The organism is Martelella alba, from assembly GCF_005217455.1.
Classification (GTDB): domain Bacteria; phylum Pseudomonadota; class Gammaproteobacteria; order Enterobacterales; family Enterobacteriaceae; genus Acerihabitans.
In genome coordinates this window covers 48,674-65,029 of the sequence record NZ_SZPQ01000010.1, presented here as the reverse complement: position 1 = coordinate 65,029, position 16,356 = coordinate 48,674, and the positions used below count along the sequence as shown (strand labels likewise).

At 52.9% G+C, this 16,356-nt stretch carries 6 protein-coding genes; all 6 read right to left on the bottom strand.

Annotation, left to right across the window (positions count from 1 at the left end):
• Nucleotides 1–7: 7 nt before the first annotated feature.
• The gene (gene mdtD / locus FCN80_RS08860) at nucleotides 8–1,456 is read right to left on the bottom strand and encodes a multidrug transporter subunit MdtD (protein WP_136989802.1); all 1,449 of its coding nucleotides are present in this window, start codon (nucleotides 1,454–1,456) and stop codon (nucleotides 8–10) included.
• Between the two features lie 6 nt (nucleotides 1,457–1,462).
• Nucleotides 1,463–4,546, bottom strand: a complete 3,084-nt coding sequence (gene mdtC / locus FCN80_RS08855; RefSeq protein ID WP_136989801.1) for a multidrug efflux RND transporter permease subunit MdtC — start codon at nucleotides 4,544–4,546, stop codon at nucleotides 1,463–1,465.
• Nucleotides 4,543–7,662, bottom strand: a complete 3,120-nt coding sequence (locus tag FCN80_RS08850) for an MdtB/MuxB family multidrug efflux RND transporter permease subunit (RefSeq protein WP_136989800.1) — start codon at nucleotides 7,660–7,662, stop codon at nucleotides 4,543–4,545. The genes mdtC and FCN80_RS08850 overlap by 4 nt, the downstream gene beginning before the upstream one ends.
• Complete coding sequence (locus FCN80_RS08845; protein WP_136989799.1) at nucleotides 7,662–8,924, bottom strand: MdtA/MuxA family multidrug efflux RND transporter periplasmic adaptor subunit; 1,263 nt, start codon at nucleotides 8,922–8,924, stop codon at nucleotides 7,662–7,664. Before FCN80_RS08845 ends, FCN80_RS08850 begins: the two co-directional genes overlap by 1 nt.
• Before the next feature lie 289 nt (nucleotides 8,925–9,213).
• Nucleotides 9,214–9,375, bottom strand: coding sequence for a hypothetical protein (locus FCN80_RS26410; RefSeq protein ID WP_170975349.1), 162 nt, complete (start codon nucleotides 9,373–9,375; stop codon nucleotides 9,214–9,216).
• Nucleotides 9,376–9,844: 469 nt separating this feature from the next.
• Nucleotides 9,845–15,763, bottom strand: a complete 5,919-nt coding sequence (locus FCN80_RS08840) for a hypothetical protein (RefSeq protein WP_136989798.1) — start codon at nucleotides 15,761–15,763, stop codon at nucleotides 9,845–9,847.
• Nucleotides 15,764–16,356: the final 593 nt, after the last annotated feature.

The window sequence follows — 16,356 nt, the reverse complement described above, 5'->3', positions numbered from 1 at the left end:
GGCCTCGCTAGCGCTTTTTTTCTTCAAGGATGGCGTTTTTCATCGTATCGGGCGGCACACGGAGGAAAACCAGCGCCGGCAGGGCGATGATCACCGCCATACAGAGGTAGGTGGCGATAAATATTTCATGCATTGCCATGGAAGCCGCCGCCGGCGTGTGCGCGCCGGCAAATAGCCCCAACAGGATGCTGGCGATGGTGACTCCCAGGCTCATGGACAGTTGCATAATCATCGACAGCAGACTGTTGCCGCTGCTGGCCAGCGCATCCGGCAGATCCTTGACCGTCAGGGTATTCATTGAGGTAAAACGCATACCGTTGACCACGCCTTGCAAGAAAAGCACCCCCGGGACCACATAGAACCAACCCGTCAACGCCACCAGGGGCAACAGCAAATTCACGCCCGATAGCATCAGGGTGCCGGCGACCAACACCGCACGGTAACCAAACCGGTTGACGATGCGGACAATCAGTCGCTTGGTGCCCATACTGCCAATCACCATCGGGATCATCATCAAGCCGGCGTGAAATGGCGAAAATCCAAGCCCCAACTGCAAAAACAATGGCGTCATGAATGGCAGCATCCCACTGCCTATCCGTCCCAGCAGACTGCCGAGCAAACCGATGGAAAAAGTCTTTGTATCGAACAGATTGAGGCTAAACAGCGCGTTTTCGTTGCCCCTGGCATGCAGTAGATACCCCACCAGCGAACCGCCGCCGCCCAGCGTTAGCAGGGCGAGGGTCGTGGAGCTGACATCCAGGCCGCGATGTCCGTCCAGTGCCAGGGTCAAGGTGGCCATGCCCACCGCCAGCAGAAAAAATCCGGGGATGTCGAACCCGCGGGTTTGCATGGTGTAATTGGGCATCAATAGCCAGGTAATCAAGGCGCCTATCATGCCAACCGGTAAATTGATAAGAAAAATCCAGTGCCAACTGGCGTATTGCACCAAAAAACCGCCCAGCGCCGGGCCAAGCAACGGGCCGACCTGTCCCGGCATGGTGACAAACGCCATGGCCGCCATATATTGCGCTCTTGGCACGATTTTCATCACCGTCAGACGGCCGACCGGCACCATCATGGCGCCCCCCACGCCCTGGATGACGCGGGATATCTCCAGCTCATGCAGGGTGGAGGACCGAGCGCATAACAGCGATCCCAGGGTAAATAGCACAATGGCGCTGAAGAACACTTTTTTGACGCCGAAACGGTCGGCCAGCCAGCCGCTGGCCGGCAGCATCACCGCCACGGTCAGTACATAGGAAACGATAACCGAATGCATATGCAAGGGGCTTTCTTTCAGGCTCCTGGCCATGGACGGCAAGGCGGTATTGACAATGGTGGTATCCAGCGTCTGCATGAAAAACCCGAAGGCGACCGTCCATAATTGCCAATGTACCGACGCGGGGGCGCGTGGTTCGCCGCGAGCGGCGTGATGATGAAAAAGAGGCCAACGCATGCGCTATTACTCTTCTGTCGTGGGATAAAAAGGCGGTGAGGCGCGATGACGTTTCCTCCGGAGTTTATCGAAACACAGATAAATCACCGGGGTGGTATAAAGCGTCATCAATTGACTGACGATAAGACCGCCGACAATGGTAATGCCCAGGGGCTGGCGCAGTTCGGCGCCGTCGCCCCGGCTCAGCACCAGGGGCAGGGCGCCGAACAGCGCGGCCAGCGTGGTCATGATGATCGGCCGAAACCGGAGCTGACAGGCCTGGAAAATCGCGTCGCGCGCGCTAATACCGCTTTGGCGCTGGGCGGTCAGGGCGAAATCCACCATCATGATCGCATTTTTTTTCACGATCCCGATCAAGAGCAATATGCCGATAAGGGCAATCAGGCTGAATGGCGCGTTAAACAACTCCAGCGCCAGCAATGCGCCGATGCCCGCCGAAGGCAGCGTGGAAAGAATGGTCAGCGGATGAATATAGCTCTCATACAGAATGCCCAGCACGATATAGACGGCGCCCACCGCGGCCAGCAACAGCCACACCTGGGATTGTTGGCTTTGCTGGTAGGCTTGGGCGGTGCCGGCAAAACTGCCGCGCACCTGCGCGGGAACGCCCAATTGCGTCATGGCGCGTTCGATAGCCGCCGTCGCGTCCGACAACGCCACGCCGTCAGGCAGGTTGAAGGCAATGGTGGATGCGGCGGACAGACCCTGATGGTTAACCGCCAAGGGGGCATTGGCCGGTTGCCAATGGGCGAAGGAGGACAGAGGAACCGGTTGTCCCTGGTCGTTGATTAAAAACATCCGTTGCAGGGTGCTGGGATCCTGGGTGTAGGGCGGCGCTACTTCCATCACCACTTTATACTGATTCAGCGGCGTATAGAGGGTGGAAATCTGCCGCTGGCCGAAGGCATTGTTGAGCAGATTATTAACATCGGAAACATTCAGCCCCAGCCGGGCGAGAACGTCCCGATCGTAAACCAAATCCAGCTCGGACCCCTTATCCTGCTGATCGGAGCTCACGTCCGCCAATTGCGGCAGAGCCATCAGCGCCCGCCGGACTTTCGGCTCCCACTCGCGCAGACTATCCAGATCATCGGCCAGCAACGTGTATTGGTAGCTGGCGTTGGCTTGCCGGCCGCCGACCCGAATGTCCTGTACCGCCATCAAATACAAGCTGGCGCCCGGTTCTTTGGCCAATTTGAGCCGTAATCGGTCAATAACCTGCTGCGCTGAATCCTTGCGCTCGCCAAGCGGTTTCAGCGAGATAAACATTGAACCGCTGTTGGTGCGTGATCCGCCGGTATAGCCGGTGACATTGTCTACCGCCGGATCGTCGCGGACAATCAGCATGAAATCCCGCAGTTTGTTGCGCATCGCCTGAAAGGAAATACTTTGATCGGCCTGGATAAAACCCAGCAGCCGTCCGGTATCCTGTTCGGGCATAAAGGTTTTGGGAATGGCGACATACAACCAGCAGTTCAGCGCCAGCGTGGCGATAAACAACAGCAGGATCCAGCGAGCATGGGTCAGAACCCATTGCAGCGAACGGGCGTAGCCGAGCTGGCATTGCGCCAGCAAAGGGATAAACCCGTAAGGTTTGTCATGGCCTTGCGGCCGCCTCGTCAACAGGCGGGCGCTGAGCATCGGCGTCAGAGTCAGCGATACCACCAGCGAGATGGCGATGGCCACGGTCAGGGTAACGGCGAACTCCCGGAACAAGCGGCCGGGCAGGCCGCCCATTAGCAGGAGCGGGATGAATACTGCCACCAGCGACAGACTCATGGACACGACGGTAAAGCCTACCTCCCGCACGCCGAGCAAAGCCGCCCTCAACGGCGTGATCCCGCTTTCCACGTGCCGGGCGATATTCTCCACCACCACGATGGCGTCATCCACCACAAATCCCGTGGCGATGGTCAGCGCCATCAGTGAGATGTTGTTCAAACTGAAACCGCACAGATACATAACGGCGAAGGTGCCGATAAGCGAAACCGGCACGGCCATCGCCGGTATCAGCGTCGCCCGCCAGGAACGCAGGAACAGCCTGACCACCAGGATTACCAGCGCCACCGCAATGACCAGGGATTGCTCCACTTCCTTCAATGACGCGCGAATGGTGGGGGAACGATCCTGGGCGACGGTCAGATGGATGCCGGCGGGAATGGTCGCGGTCAGGGCGGGAATGGCCTTGCGGATGCGGTCGACGGTGGCAATGATGTTGGCGTCCGGGGAACGCTGGATGGCCATGATAATGGCAGGCTTGGCGTCGGACATCCCGGCATTGCGCACGTCCTGCACCGAATCGACCACTGTGGCCACGTCCCGCAGTCTGACCACGCCGTTATCGCGGTAATGGATGATGAGCGGCTGGTATTCTTTGGCGGTATGCAAGGCGTCATTGGTTCGGATTTGCCAGCGGGAATCATGGTCTTCCAGCGAGCCTTGCGGCAGGCGGACGTTAGTCCGATTAATGGCCTGCCGCACTTCGTCAAGGGAAACCCCCTGATTGAACAACGCCAGGGGATTCAGTTCCACCCTGACCGCCGGCAGCGAGCCGCCGCCCACCGTAACATCGCCCACCCCTTCCAGTTGCGAGATATTTTGCGCCAGCTCGGTGGAGGCGATATCGTACAACTGCCCCTGGCTGTAGACATCCGATGTCAGGGTCAGGATCATGATGGGCGCATCGGACGGATTGACCTTACGGTATTGGGGACGATTGGGCATGCCGCTTGGCAGCAGGCTTTGAGTGGCGTTGATGGCCGCCTGCACGTCGCGGGCGGCGCCATTGATATCGCGGTCCAAATCGAATTGCAAAATGATGTGGGTACTGCCGAGGCTGCTGGTGGAGGTCATTTCGTTTACCCCCGCGACATGGCCCAGCGCCCGCTCCAACGGCGTCGCCACCGACGAGGCCATGGTATCCGGATCGGCGCCCGGCAGCGAGGCGGTCACCACTATCACCGGGAAATCCACCTGCGGCAATGGCGCCACCGGCAATAACCGGAAACCGATAACGCCGCACAGCGCAATGGCCAGCATCAGCAGCAACGTTGCCACGGGTCGGTAGATGAAGAGGGCGAAAAAACTCATACCCCCTCCATTTCATTCGCCGCCCGGCGGCGACTGCGCGACAGACGATCGAACAAAAGATAGATAACCGGCGTGGTAAACAGTGTCAGCAGTTGGCTGACGATAAGCCCGCCCACCATGCAAATTCCCAGCGGCCGGCGCAGTTCGGCGCCGACGCCGGTACTGAACATCAGCGGCAGGGCGCCAAACAGGGCGGCCAGCGTCGTCATCAAAATGGGTCGAAAACGCAATAAACAGGCCTGGTAGATGGCGTCATAGGGTACCATGCCTTTTTCGCGTTCCGCCGCCAGCGCGAAGTCAATCATCATGATGGCGTTTTTCTTGACGATACCAATCAGCAAGATAATGCCAATGATGGCGATAACATCCAGTTCATGGCCGGAGACGATTAACGCCAGCAGCGCGCCCACGCCGGCGGTCGGCAAGGTGGACAGGATGGTTATGGGATGAATGAAGCTTTCATACAGTATGCCGAGCACGATATACACGGCCACGATGGCCGCCACGATAAGCCAGACGGTGCTGTTGAGCGCCGCCTGGAACGCTAAGGTGCTGCCCTGGAAATGGGTGGTGATGGTTGCCGGCATCGCCAGGGATTCCTCGGCCCGGTTGATGGCGGATACCGCTTCGCCAAGGGAATAGCCAGGCGCCAGATTAAAGGAAAGGGTGGCGGATGGAAATTGCTCGAGATGATCAATGGAAAGGGGGCCCAGCCGCTGCTGCACGCTGGCGATGGCGCTGAGCGGCACGATGTTGCCGTTATCGCCCAGCAGGCGGATATCGTTTAGCGCCGCCAGTCCCGGACTGCCCTCGGTATTTTGCTCCAGTACCACCCGGTACTGGTTGGCCTGAGTGTAGATAGTGGAAATCAGCCGCTGGCCGAAGGCGTTGTAAAGGGCGTTGTCCACGTCCTGCAGGGTTACGCCAAGGCGGCTGGCGCTGTCGCGATCGACTTGGATATAGGCTTCCAGCCCGCTGTCTTGCAAATTGCTGCCGACATCGCGCAGTTGCGGCAGCGCCCGCAGGCGTTCCAGCAACCGGGGCGTCCATGTGTTCAGGTCGGGCAGAGACAGCGATTGCAGGGTGAACTGATACTGGGTATAGCTAAGTTGGGTATCAATGGTCAGGTCCTGCACCGGCTGCAAATAAAGCCTGACGCCTGGAATGCCCGCGGTGGCGTGTTGCAGGCGGTCGATTACCGCATCCACCCGATCGGCGCGTTCCCCCAGCGGCTTGAGATTGATTTGCAACCGACCGCTGTTTAAGGTGGCGTTGGTTCCGTCCACGCCGATAAGGGACGAAACGCTTTTCACCGCCGGATCGCGCATGATTTCCGACACGATCTGTTGCTGCCGCTGGGCCATACTGCTGAATGAAACGCTCTGCGCGGCCTGTACCGTGCCCTGGATAACGCCATTGTCCTGGCGCGGAAAGAACCCCTTCGGGATGAACAAATACAGTAAGATGGTCAAAACCAGCATGCCGACCGCCACCGCCAGCGTTTGCCAGGGATGCCGGAGTACGATTTGCAGCCAGCGGCCATATTCGGCCACGACCCGTTCGAACAGACGTTCGCTGGCGCGGGTAAAGCGGTTTTGCCGGCGCAGGGAATCGACGCTTAGCATGCGCGCGCACATCATCGGCGTCAGGGTCAGGGATACCACGGCGGAAATAAAGATGGCGATAGCCAGGGTAACGGCGAATTCGCGAAACAGCCGGCCGACAATATCGCCCATAAACAGCAACGGGATCAACACGGCTATCAGTGAAACCGTCAGGGAGATGATGGTAAAGCCGATTTCGCCGGCGCCCTTCAGCGCCGCCGGCAACGGCTTTTCGCCCTGTTCGATATAGCGCGAGATGTTTTCGATGACCACGATGGCGTCATCCACCACAAAGCCGGTGGCGATGGTCAACGCCATCAGGGTCAGATTATTGACGGAGAACCCAAGCATATACATCACCGCGAAGGTGCCCACCAGGGATAGCGGCACGGCCACCGCCGGTATCACGGTAGCCGCGGCATTGCGCAGAAACAGATAGATCACCATCACCACCAGTGCGATGGATAACAGCAATTCAAACTGCACGTCGCTCACCGAGGCGCGGATATTCACGGTCCGGTCGGCCAACAGGGAAACCGTTACCGATTTCGGCAAACTGGCGGTCAACGACGGGAGAAGCGCGCGTATGCTATCGGCGGTGGTGATGACATTGGCGCCCGGTTGCCGTTGAATATTCATGACGATGGCCGGCTGGCGGTTGGCCCAGGCACCCAACAGGGTGTTTTCCGCGCCCTGTTGAATGGTCGCCACGTCGCCAAGTCGGACCGGCGCGCCGTTTTGCCAACTGATAATCAGCCGCCGGTAATCGTCGGCCGATTTCATCTGATCGTTGGCCGACAGGGTGACCGATCGTTCCGGTCCGTCGAGGCTGCCCTTGGGGCTATTGACATTGGCGGCGGTGATGGCGGTCCGGACGGTCTCACTGTCCAACCCATAAGCGGCCAGCGCCTGGGCGTTTAACTTTACCCGCACCGCCGGCCGCTGGCCGCCGGAAATGGACACCAGGCCGACGCCGTTCACCTGGGAAATCTTTTGCGCCACCCGGGTTTCCACCATATCCTCCACCTGGATCATGGGCATCGACGTGGAGGTGACCGCCAACGTCATAATAGGCGGATCGGCGGGGTTAACCTTGCTGTATACCGGCGGATTGGGCAGGTCGCTCGGCAACAGGTTGGTGGCGTTATTAATGGCGGCCTGGACTTCCTGCTCGGCCACGTCCAACGGCAGCGATAATTGAAATTGCAATACGATAACCGACGCGCCGCCGGAGCTTTGCGACGACATCTGCTTCAAGCCGGACATTTGGCCGAATTGCCTCTCCAGCGGCGCGGTAATGGCCGAGGTCACCACATCCGGACTGGCGCCGGGGTAAAGGGTAACGACCTGTATGGTGGGATAGTCCACTTGAGGCAACGCCGACACGGGCAGCGCCTGGTAACCCATGATCCCGGACAATAAGATAGCCAGCATCAACAGCGTGGTCGCGACCGGACGCAGAATAAACAGCCTTGACGGACCGCCGTTTTGACGGGTGGTCAGCACTTCCATCAGGACTTCTCTCCCCGCCGTGCCGGGCCGCGGGGCGTCGACGAGTCGGAGGGGGTGCTGGCCGGCGCGACCACTTCCACTTTCACGCCTTCGGTCAGCCGATCGATGCCGTCGGTCACTACCCGCTGGCCGGCTTCCAGTCCGGCGGTAATGACGGTCTGACTGCTATCTTCCATGCCGGTGGTGACGTGATGCTGGCTGACGTGGTCGTCATCGTTCAATACCCAGACGAAACGGCCGTCGTTATTCATCTGTACCGCGGCGGAGGGCACCACCACCGCATTTTGCAGCGTCGCCACTTTCATGCGGATATTAACGAACTGGTTTGGAAACAGGCTGTCATCGTCATTGGCGAATCGCGCTTTGAGCCGGATCGTGCCGGTGGCGACATCAATCTGGTTATCCAGGCTAAGCAAGCGTCCATCGGCCAGCTTCTGCCTGTTGGTGCGATCCCAGGCCTCCACCGGCGGCGCGCCGGATTTCCGGGCTTTTTGCACCAGGGGAATCTCACCTTCCGGCAGGGTAAATATCACATCGATGGGTCGGGTCTGCGTCAGAACGACCAGCCCGGTGGTATCGCCGCTGGTGATGTAATTGCCGACATCCACCTGCCGCAATCCGACCCGGCCGTCGACAGGGGCGGTGATGCGGCTGTAGGAAAGCTGTAATTCGGCGCTGGCCACCTCGGCCTGATCCACCTGAATCTGGCCCGCCAGTTCGTTGACGGTGGATTGCTGGGTATCCAGTTGCTGACGGGAAACCATATTGGTTTTGACCAGATCCAGATAACGCTTCAGATCCTGGCGGGCATTGACCAACGTGGCCTGGTCCTTCGCCAATTGGCCCTTGGCCTGCTCTAGCGTCACGGCGAAGGGCCGCGGATCGATTTCCGCCAACAGCGTGCCGGCCTTAACCCATTGCCCCTCCTGGAAATGCAGCGCCATAAGCTGCCCGTCCACGCGACTGCGCACGGTGACGGTTTCGGCCGCGGTAACGGTACCCAGGCCGGTAAGATACTGGGGAACCGATTTTTCCTGCGCCGTCGCCGCCTGAACCGGCGGCAGGCTGCGCTGCCCATTTCTTCCCCCGCCCCGGCCGCCGAATCGTGCGGCGGAGTTATGCGCGCCGCCATGCCGCGGGCCGGCGTTGTCCGCGACGCCGGATTGAGCGTGAAAATGGCGCCAGATAGCCGTGGTTCCCAGAGCGATTACCAATATAACAAAAGCGAAGCCAAGTAAGCGTCCAATGCGTTTACCCTTCATGAATATCGTTACCTTTCAATGACGCGAGCAGGGTATAAGAATCGCATGTCCCCGCAAAAAGAGAAATTCCTATCACTATTTTAGTCAGAAATGGACCGGTAAAGATGGAGGAAGTGTGGAGGTCGTGCCAGTAAGAGGACGTTAAGAAGCCTGGGACGCTGTGTCGACATGCCGGCGGGCGCTGATTAGCGCCGCCCACGTTTTTTTCGGCAAGCTATTTGCGCCCGGCCGATGGCCCACCCATCAGCCGGGCACGGACGTCGGCCGCCTGAACGGCATAAGTGGCCGGTCAAGCCTTCAGGCTTTCCGGAACATGTTTAATCAAATCGTCGAACGTGCGTTCCACTTTTTTGATTTGCGAAAGGAATTCCGCCGGTGACAGCATGTGTTGTTTGCTGCTCATATAGGCCAAGGCCAACTCTTTAGCTTGATAACGATTGAATGCGTACATTGATGCGCCCTTCATCTAAAAATATATTTTGGGATAAATATGATCATCCGCGCCATAATTGGACGATGGAGCCGGCTTTCGGAAATCCTTTCAACCGTAGCGTAGCCGGGTAATTCCAACGGCACTGTCCCCTCCCGCCCTTGTATTGAATACTAAGGCCGGTATTAAAAATCGCCAACAAGGTTATACAAATGGATTTGATTGGCGCAAACTGGCGTGATAAATGCGGACTTTTCTGAAAATTTCGGCCGCATCTTGCCGAGTATTTCACTCAAACCCTACGCGAGAACGTCAAAGGCTCCGTGGCGGCGAGGGAACGGCAAATTCGTCGCGAATGAATGTGAGCCGCCAACGTTGGGCCTCTGGTGAGAGGCGGGCTATCTCTCATCAATCCCATACGCATAGCTGACTATGTGACTGGACGCGGCCGGCAAACAGGCAACGTGAAGTCGGGCGGGTATGTGGGACGTCAGGACTGCTCCACCCAGGTAAACAAATAATTGAACTCCTTGACGGACAGTAAAATATCATAATAGGCTTGTAAAAAGATATCATCGGATGAGATCTCATAAATTGAATAACTATTAAGCAAAGTCGAGAATGTATTCAAGGTTTTTTCGGTAAATTCATAATGGGCCATAAATTCTTCAATGGGAAGATCCTTTATGATCACTCGAGCGATATCAATAAATATGGAAGGAATATAATAAGAGTGCCGTTTCCGTCTGGACGGCCCGGATTCCAGGTTGGCGCGCCGCAACCGTATCAACAGGGAAAAGAGATCATGTAAGCGCATATGGATTCTGTTTTTGGTTAATCCTATTCTTTGTTCGATGTAATTTAGCACCAGATCACTCATACGCTCAGGATATCGGGTATCGGGTTCAAAGGTCAGAAACCAATCCGGGCGCCGCAAAGAAATCGCATGAGTAATGATGGAGGGATAGGCCTTAACCTTTACCCTCAATTCATCGGCAAGAATTTGCGCCAGGGAATAGCGCCCGCCATAACCACTAAAACAGGAATACAGCTCAATTCTATCGACGGAATTCAAATCAAACAAAGGGACTTCGTTGAATGCCAGTCCTCTGATGACATGGGCAAGTTCGACCGCATCGATATGATTGAAATTGAAAGGCGCGCCATGCCCCCGCAATCGGATGAAGGAAGGAAGCCCATTGACATATTCGATTCCCCAATCCTTGCCCAGCAAGACTTCCGCGCGGGTCTTGTAGGGCGCTGAGCGCGTGGCGTGGGGTAAATCATCATGCTGCATTGCCTCCCGTTGCGGCAAATCCGCGGACAACAAGGGGCCCAAGTCTTTTGCGCCTCTGGGGGCGCCGGCGAAAATGGATAACTGCCGGCGGTGATTGCCTCGTAAGAAAAATTCCTGGTTTCCAGGAAAGAACATCTCCTCGGCGGTAATGATGGCGGGTTTGTCCGGCAATAATAAATCGAAATAACCGCCACCCGCTATGGCGAACCTTCCGTTACCCATGGAAACCGCCAGGGATTTCAATATGTTGTTTTCGAATACCGCCAATAATTTACCTTCATTGATCTTAAGCACATCAGAGAAATTCTTCAATTCAATGAATTGTTGCATAAGTGACGCGGGGGATACGGGTTCCATTAGCGCCCGCCGGGTTTGGCTAAGCAGAAGTTCATAGTCCCGTTGATCGATGACCTTGGCTTTTTTTAATATATTAAGCGCATAAGATTCGGGGATATCTTTGTGTAACGACCAGGAAGCATCCGATCGCACTATTTTTCTTAACGTGTGTTCATGACTCCGTTTATTAGGCAGGGGGAGCCGCAGGGGTAATTGCAGGCGGGTAACCATCGTTTTAAACCAGACCGGTTCCCGTAGCAATACCGCGCCAGCCAGGAACTCACCCGGGTGTGGCGGAGTGCGGCCTTGCAGTTCACGCGCCTTGTCAATATCGCTGATGTCCGCATATTTTACCAACGGATACTTTTTAGGAAAATATCGGGCATACTGTGCTAGCCACTCTTGCTCCAATAAAACTTCCCGTGTAACCACATGGGTTAGCCATTCCGGAACAAGGGCGGACGGGTCAATGATAAAAACACCCGGTGGTAGATCTATTTTTATGACGTTATGTATTCTGGGCCGTAAATCATGCTCAGTACGCCACGCCAGTAGTGTCCGAATACTCACGCTATCCGCGCGGCCACTCAGTGAAGACCGTAAGCTCTCAATGAGTTTTTCACTGCCGGAAAGCGAATTTTTTTCAGCAAGCAGATCACGGTAAAAACTATCACTATGGAATTCCTTGGCCAGATTAAAAAGGAATTTTCTTCCGGAGTTGCTGGAGTGTATCGACAGGTTATGGTTCAGAATCTTTCTATTGAGGGCTATATAGAGTGCTCTGAGATGTTTAGATACTTCATGGGTCCCTGATGACAGCGAAACACGTGGCGAATAAGTTGGCTCAAAGCGGATGTGATCATCCGTTGATTTCTCCATTGAAAACATTGTTGTGTCAGGACTCGGCAACATGAAATCCGCTTGCAATGGATAATAAGACACCCATTTATTTTCTTTGGATTTTATAATGGGTACGGCAAAGTTGATATCATTAAGATAATGTGGGGATATGACGCGCCAACTGGCAAAATTATGATCTCGATGCACCCTATAAAACTCATCGAAGAGATGAATATAATATTTTTTCTCAAGGGTATTCTCGTTGTTGGTGTAGATATCATCTTGCAGTCTGATAAGCTGATTCTTATCAATTACCGATTTCCAAAATTGCCGATTTTTCTTTTTCTGGCCGCTCGATTTGAGAATTGATAAATTAACATCTGATATGCTATTGCTTAATCGAAGCCAGTACTTTTCACTCATTTTTAAAATGAAAGGATAGGGTAATGGCAGAGGATTTATTAAGGAAAAAAGTGTTGATGCGGTAAGTTGTGCTGCCTGGTAACCCAGACCAGGAGCATGTTCAATTAACCTATGTATTACATAATTTTTAATCATTTCTTTGGGGATTTTTTTAACGATGGCGTCGTTGAGTATGGTTTTGATGGTTGAGGAAGCGATCTTGCCTACGCCCTTGGCGGCCAACCCAACAGTGACGAAGCTATCAACGAGATCAAAGTAAATTTCATGAAAGGCAATCTCATGCGCCTGGTCATGCCAATGCCGCCATAGCATCTCAGAAAAAGGGATAAAATAAGCTATAAATTCACCCCATCCAATGCGCCTAAGTGAATTCTTCAGTTCCTCGGAGGTTTCAATTAAGGTTTTTTCATTTAATTCATCAATCAAGTCGAGTAAGGGTCGAGTCACCGGCAACTCTTTCACCGCCGCTAAGGAATAGACCGCCGCGGGATAATCCACCTGCTCTTTTTCCGCCGGTATGATGGACATTTTCTCTAAGTCGACACGGTCCTGTACTCCAGGGGCAACAACGGGACCCGGCCCATGTAAAAGCAATGAAAGTTCTTCTGATGTTAGAACATGTTTTTTCCTTGCGCTGAGCGTCAGCTCCTCGCTCGCCGTCTCCCAAAAATGTCTCAAAGACCGTAATATATTGGAGCCGGCCAAATCTTGTCTTTCCCGCAAGACACAAATCAAACCCAGTGTTGATAATATCACTGTTTTTCCGGTAGGTAGGACAACGATAGCCAGAAACCCCAGGTTTTTTTTGGGTGACGATACCCATACATTCGGCATGGCGGGATTCTTGACATAATGACGTGAGAATAATTTGAATATAAGTATTCTCTGTGGTGGAAAAATGAGATCAATATACCCGAAAGATGCTTTTGACACGGCCCTAAACGTGATGTGTTTTGCTTCATGAATGGCGTCATGGTATTTGTATTCGATAAATTGATTATAATATGCTTCGAGGTTGTCAATTTCTTCGGATGGCCTTAATTCCAATATGCTGCTATAAACAGCATATGAGCGTGCGGCAAAGGCCTGGCTTATCATATTTTCTTCTTGTTGGAATTTTCGTAAAGCCAGCAGTCCCATTATGGCGGTATGATCTCCAATATGATCATTTTTATTGGCTAAACAGCGCCAATTCGCCGCGACCTCAATCAATAAATCGGATCTGTCTTCGTGTATAACCGAATTGAATTCTTGCAAATATATCTCATCATCCTCACTTAATGTCAGATTACTATACTCTTTCTTGATACTAAGAATTTTTGCCATGGTCAGTTGTTGTTTTATATCATAATTTTCAAGTTGAAGAAGATTTCGTTTACACAGAAAGTATCTTTCATAAAAGCTATTTTGCATTTCTTCTAGATACTCGAGAAGGAAAAGCATAGTTTTATCTTCCCTTATCTGCAGAGATATATCTTGTATCCAATTATGGTTCATGTACATTTTTTTACGTTCGTCAGTGTTTCTATCAATAAATCCTTTAACAATATTCTGTGCTTTTTTATGGATGGACTCATGTTTTATAAGCATATCACTGGTGTCTTCCATAATATCGAGGGGGTCTTCGTGCTCCATTCTTGCGGCCAATTCCAGTATTTTCATGGCACGGTTTATATAATAGGTGGCTTTCCCTGTGTTAGATATGAAATTATTGATGTCATCGGTAATGATCTTTTCTACATCTTTTACATCGAAAGACTCTTCTTCCTGATCAAAAATAAATCTCACCGGGGAAAGCTCCCCTGGCATGTAAAAGGTTTTTCCCTGCAAACTAAAGCCGTTTATCCTGTTATAATCAAAAATATAATAGAATATTTTTCGATAAAGCGTTGCTATGATCGCGTCCTGATTTTCGTAAATCAACGCTTTTAATAATTCCTTTTCGCTGTTGAATATGATCCTTTCATAAACGGATTCATTTTCTTTATATTCCGAAGCATCGAGAAGCTCTAAGTTAACTTCGCGCATCTTGGCAAGTATGATCATGTAGTTTTCATATGTTTTTGTTTCATTTTGTGCATTGATATGAGCCGAAAAATAAGCAAAGCCATCATCGTAATCCATGCCGTTTGTCATTTCAATGACGGTGGCAATGTCAGTGGTATTTATCCAGGCTAACGCATCGTTTATCTGAATATTTATCCTGGAAAGATAATTTTGTAATCGTATTTGGTGATTAAGATAAGCATGTAGTAGATGAAGGGTTTCGTCTGAGTAATGCTTACAGTTCAAATGAAAATGAATAATATTTTCCAGTTTAGCTTTTATAACTATAATATTAAGGGATTCATCTTCTTTTTTTAAGAATAATCCGTTATTGAATATTTTTGTTATCCATTCGCCTATGTATTGATCAAAGAGAATCAAGTTCATCATCCCATCGCTTGACGAATACTGATTTTTAAAATCAACATAAAGTTTAAAAAAAAGTTGTCTAGCCTTCCGGTTATGCAAGTCGAACGCATGCGTGCAGATGCCGAAATTGGCCAATGTATGCAATCCGAGAGATTGGGCCATGGCGTCCGTTCTGTGCTTTGGCAGTGAGAACAAAGCGGTAAGATTAATGTTCCAACTTGCAACAAACCTGTTGTCCAACGTATCGGGCCAACGTGGTTGTAACAACGGCAATTCATGCTGGTGCTCCGTTTCGCTAGCGCTTGCGGCATGAACTGCGGGAAGTGTTAACGCATCCAGTAACTTCATTAACGGCGTGGTCAACCGGCCTATCCAGTGGTGAACCTGACTGAACATTGCGGTAACCCGGCGCGTCAATAGACTCACCGCCGGGTCCCTTTGCGGGCCGGGGCGAAATTCACCGAGCGAACGGGATAGCGTGTCGGATGGGTGGGGGCGGTGGACTAGCCCGACTGGATAGGGGGTATTGACGGCGAGGCCATACAGTGGCGCCGCCGATTTCGCGGCTATAAAACAGGATGCTGATTGATGACCAGCCGGTCGCCGCGCGGCAGGGAGGTTACCGGTGGCCGTTAAATGCGCCATGAGCAGCCACAAACCGGCCTTGGCGGATAATCCAGTGACGGGAAGCGTATCGCTGATATAAATGACATCCTCATAGGCCGCGACTTGCCGGCCTTGGCAATGGCCCCGCCAAAACGTTTCACCGCTGGGGAGGGTGATTTTGCTGCTGGAAACCCAGTAAGCGTGATCATCAAGGTAGATCTCAAGGTAGCGTTGGCCACAAGCGGTGGCCGAGCTTTGCGGGTGTCGCTGGTATTCGTCCAGGCAAGCAAATAATTTGTCCGCTTTTTCCTTTTCATTGACAATAATGCGCTGATGGTAATGGACGGTGTCATTGGCCGGCGCGGGGGGATGTTCCGATATGGGCCGGCGGCTTGTGCCGGAAAGCGGTAACCTGTCGCGGGTATCGCGCCGTTGCGCAATACCCACGGGTAGCGTCATTTTCCCTGACGCTAAAGATGATATCGAATCCATGGCGGATTATTCCTTTCTGGGAAAGAACATTATAAAGTTGATTGCTGGATTAATATTTCGCTTGTGATAGAGAAATTTCTGAGAATATGCTGCTACGGCTTATATTGCCTATCCCCCCGCCATACCTCACGTTGCCTTTTATTAGCCACGATTGCCTGACGATGTCGCCGCTTGTCTGCCGCCACGATATAACTTGAATTATTCAGAGGATATAATGAAGTTGGTATCTAGGCTTTTTGAATTAAATATTGGCGATAACCGCAGAGTACGACCATTAGGGAGACATGGGTTCCGGCCTTTAGGTAATTGGCGATGGTGCATGTATTAAGAATGAAGTCGAGGGAATGACCTCTACTCGTCATACTTCAAGCTGCCTCTTTGTTGGCTGCGCTTGCTCGCCCCAGTCACATAGTGATCTATGCTCCTGGGGACTTACTCGCTTGCCGCCGCGACGCAACTTGAATTATTTAGAGTCGACACTCGTCATACTTCAAGCTGCCTCTTTGTTGGCTGCGCTTGCTCGCGTCGTCACGACTTATTTAGGTTATATAAATGCTTTTCCGGTGTTGGACAAGCCTTTTCAGTGGAATGTT

Coding starts and splice junctions, on each gene's coding strand:
- mdtC (WP_136989801.1), bottom strand. CDS start 4,546: ATGAGTTTTTTCGCCCTCTTCATCTACCGACCCGTGGCAACGTTGCTG.
- mdtD (WP_136989802.1), bottom strand. CDS start 1,456: ATGCGTTGGCCTCTTTTTCATCATCACGCCGCTCGCGGCGAACCACGC.
- FCN80_RS08845 (WP_136989799.1), bottom strand. CDS start 8,924: ATGAAGGGTAAACGCATTGGACGCTTACTTGGCTTCGCTTTTGTTATA.
- FCN80_RS26410 (WP_170975349.1), bottom strand. CDS start 9,375: ATGTACGCATTCAATCGTTATCAAGCTAAAGAGTTGGCCTTGGCCTAT.
- FCN80_RS08850 (WP_136989800.1), bottom strand. CDS start 7,662: ATGGAAGTGCTGACCACCCGTCAAAACGGCGGTCCGTCAAGGCTGTTT.
- FCN80_RS08840 (WP_136989798.1), bottom strand. CDS start 15,763: ATGGATTCGATATCATCTTTAGCGTCAGGGAAAATGACGCTACCCGTG.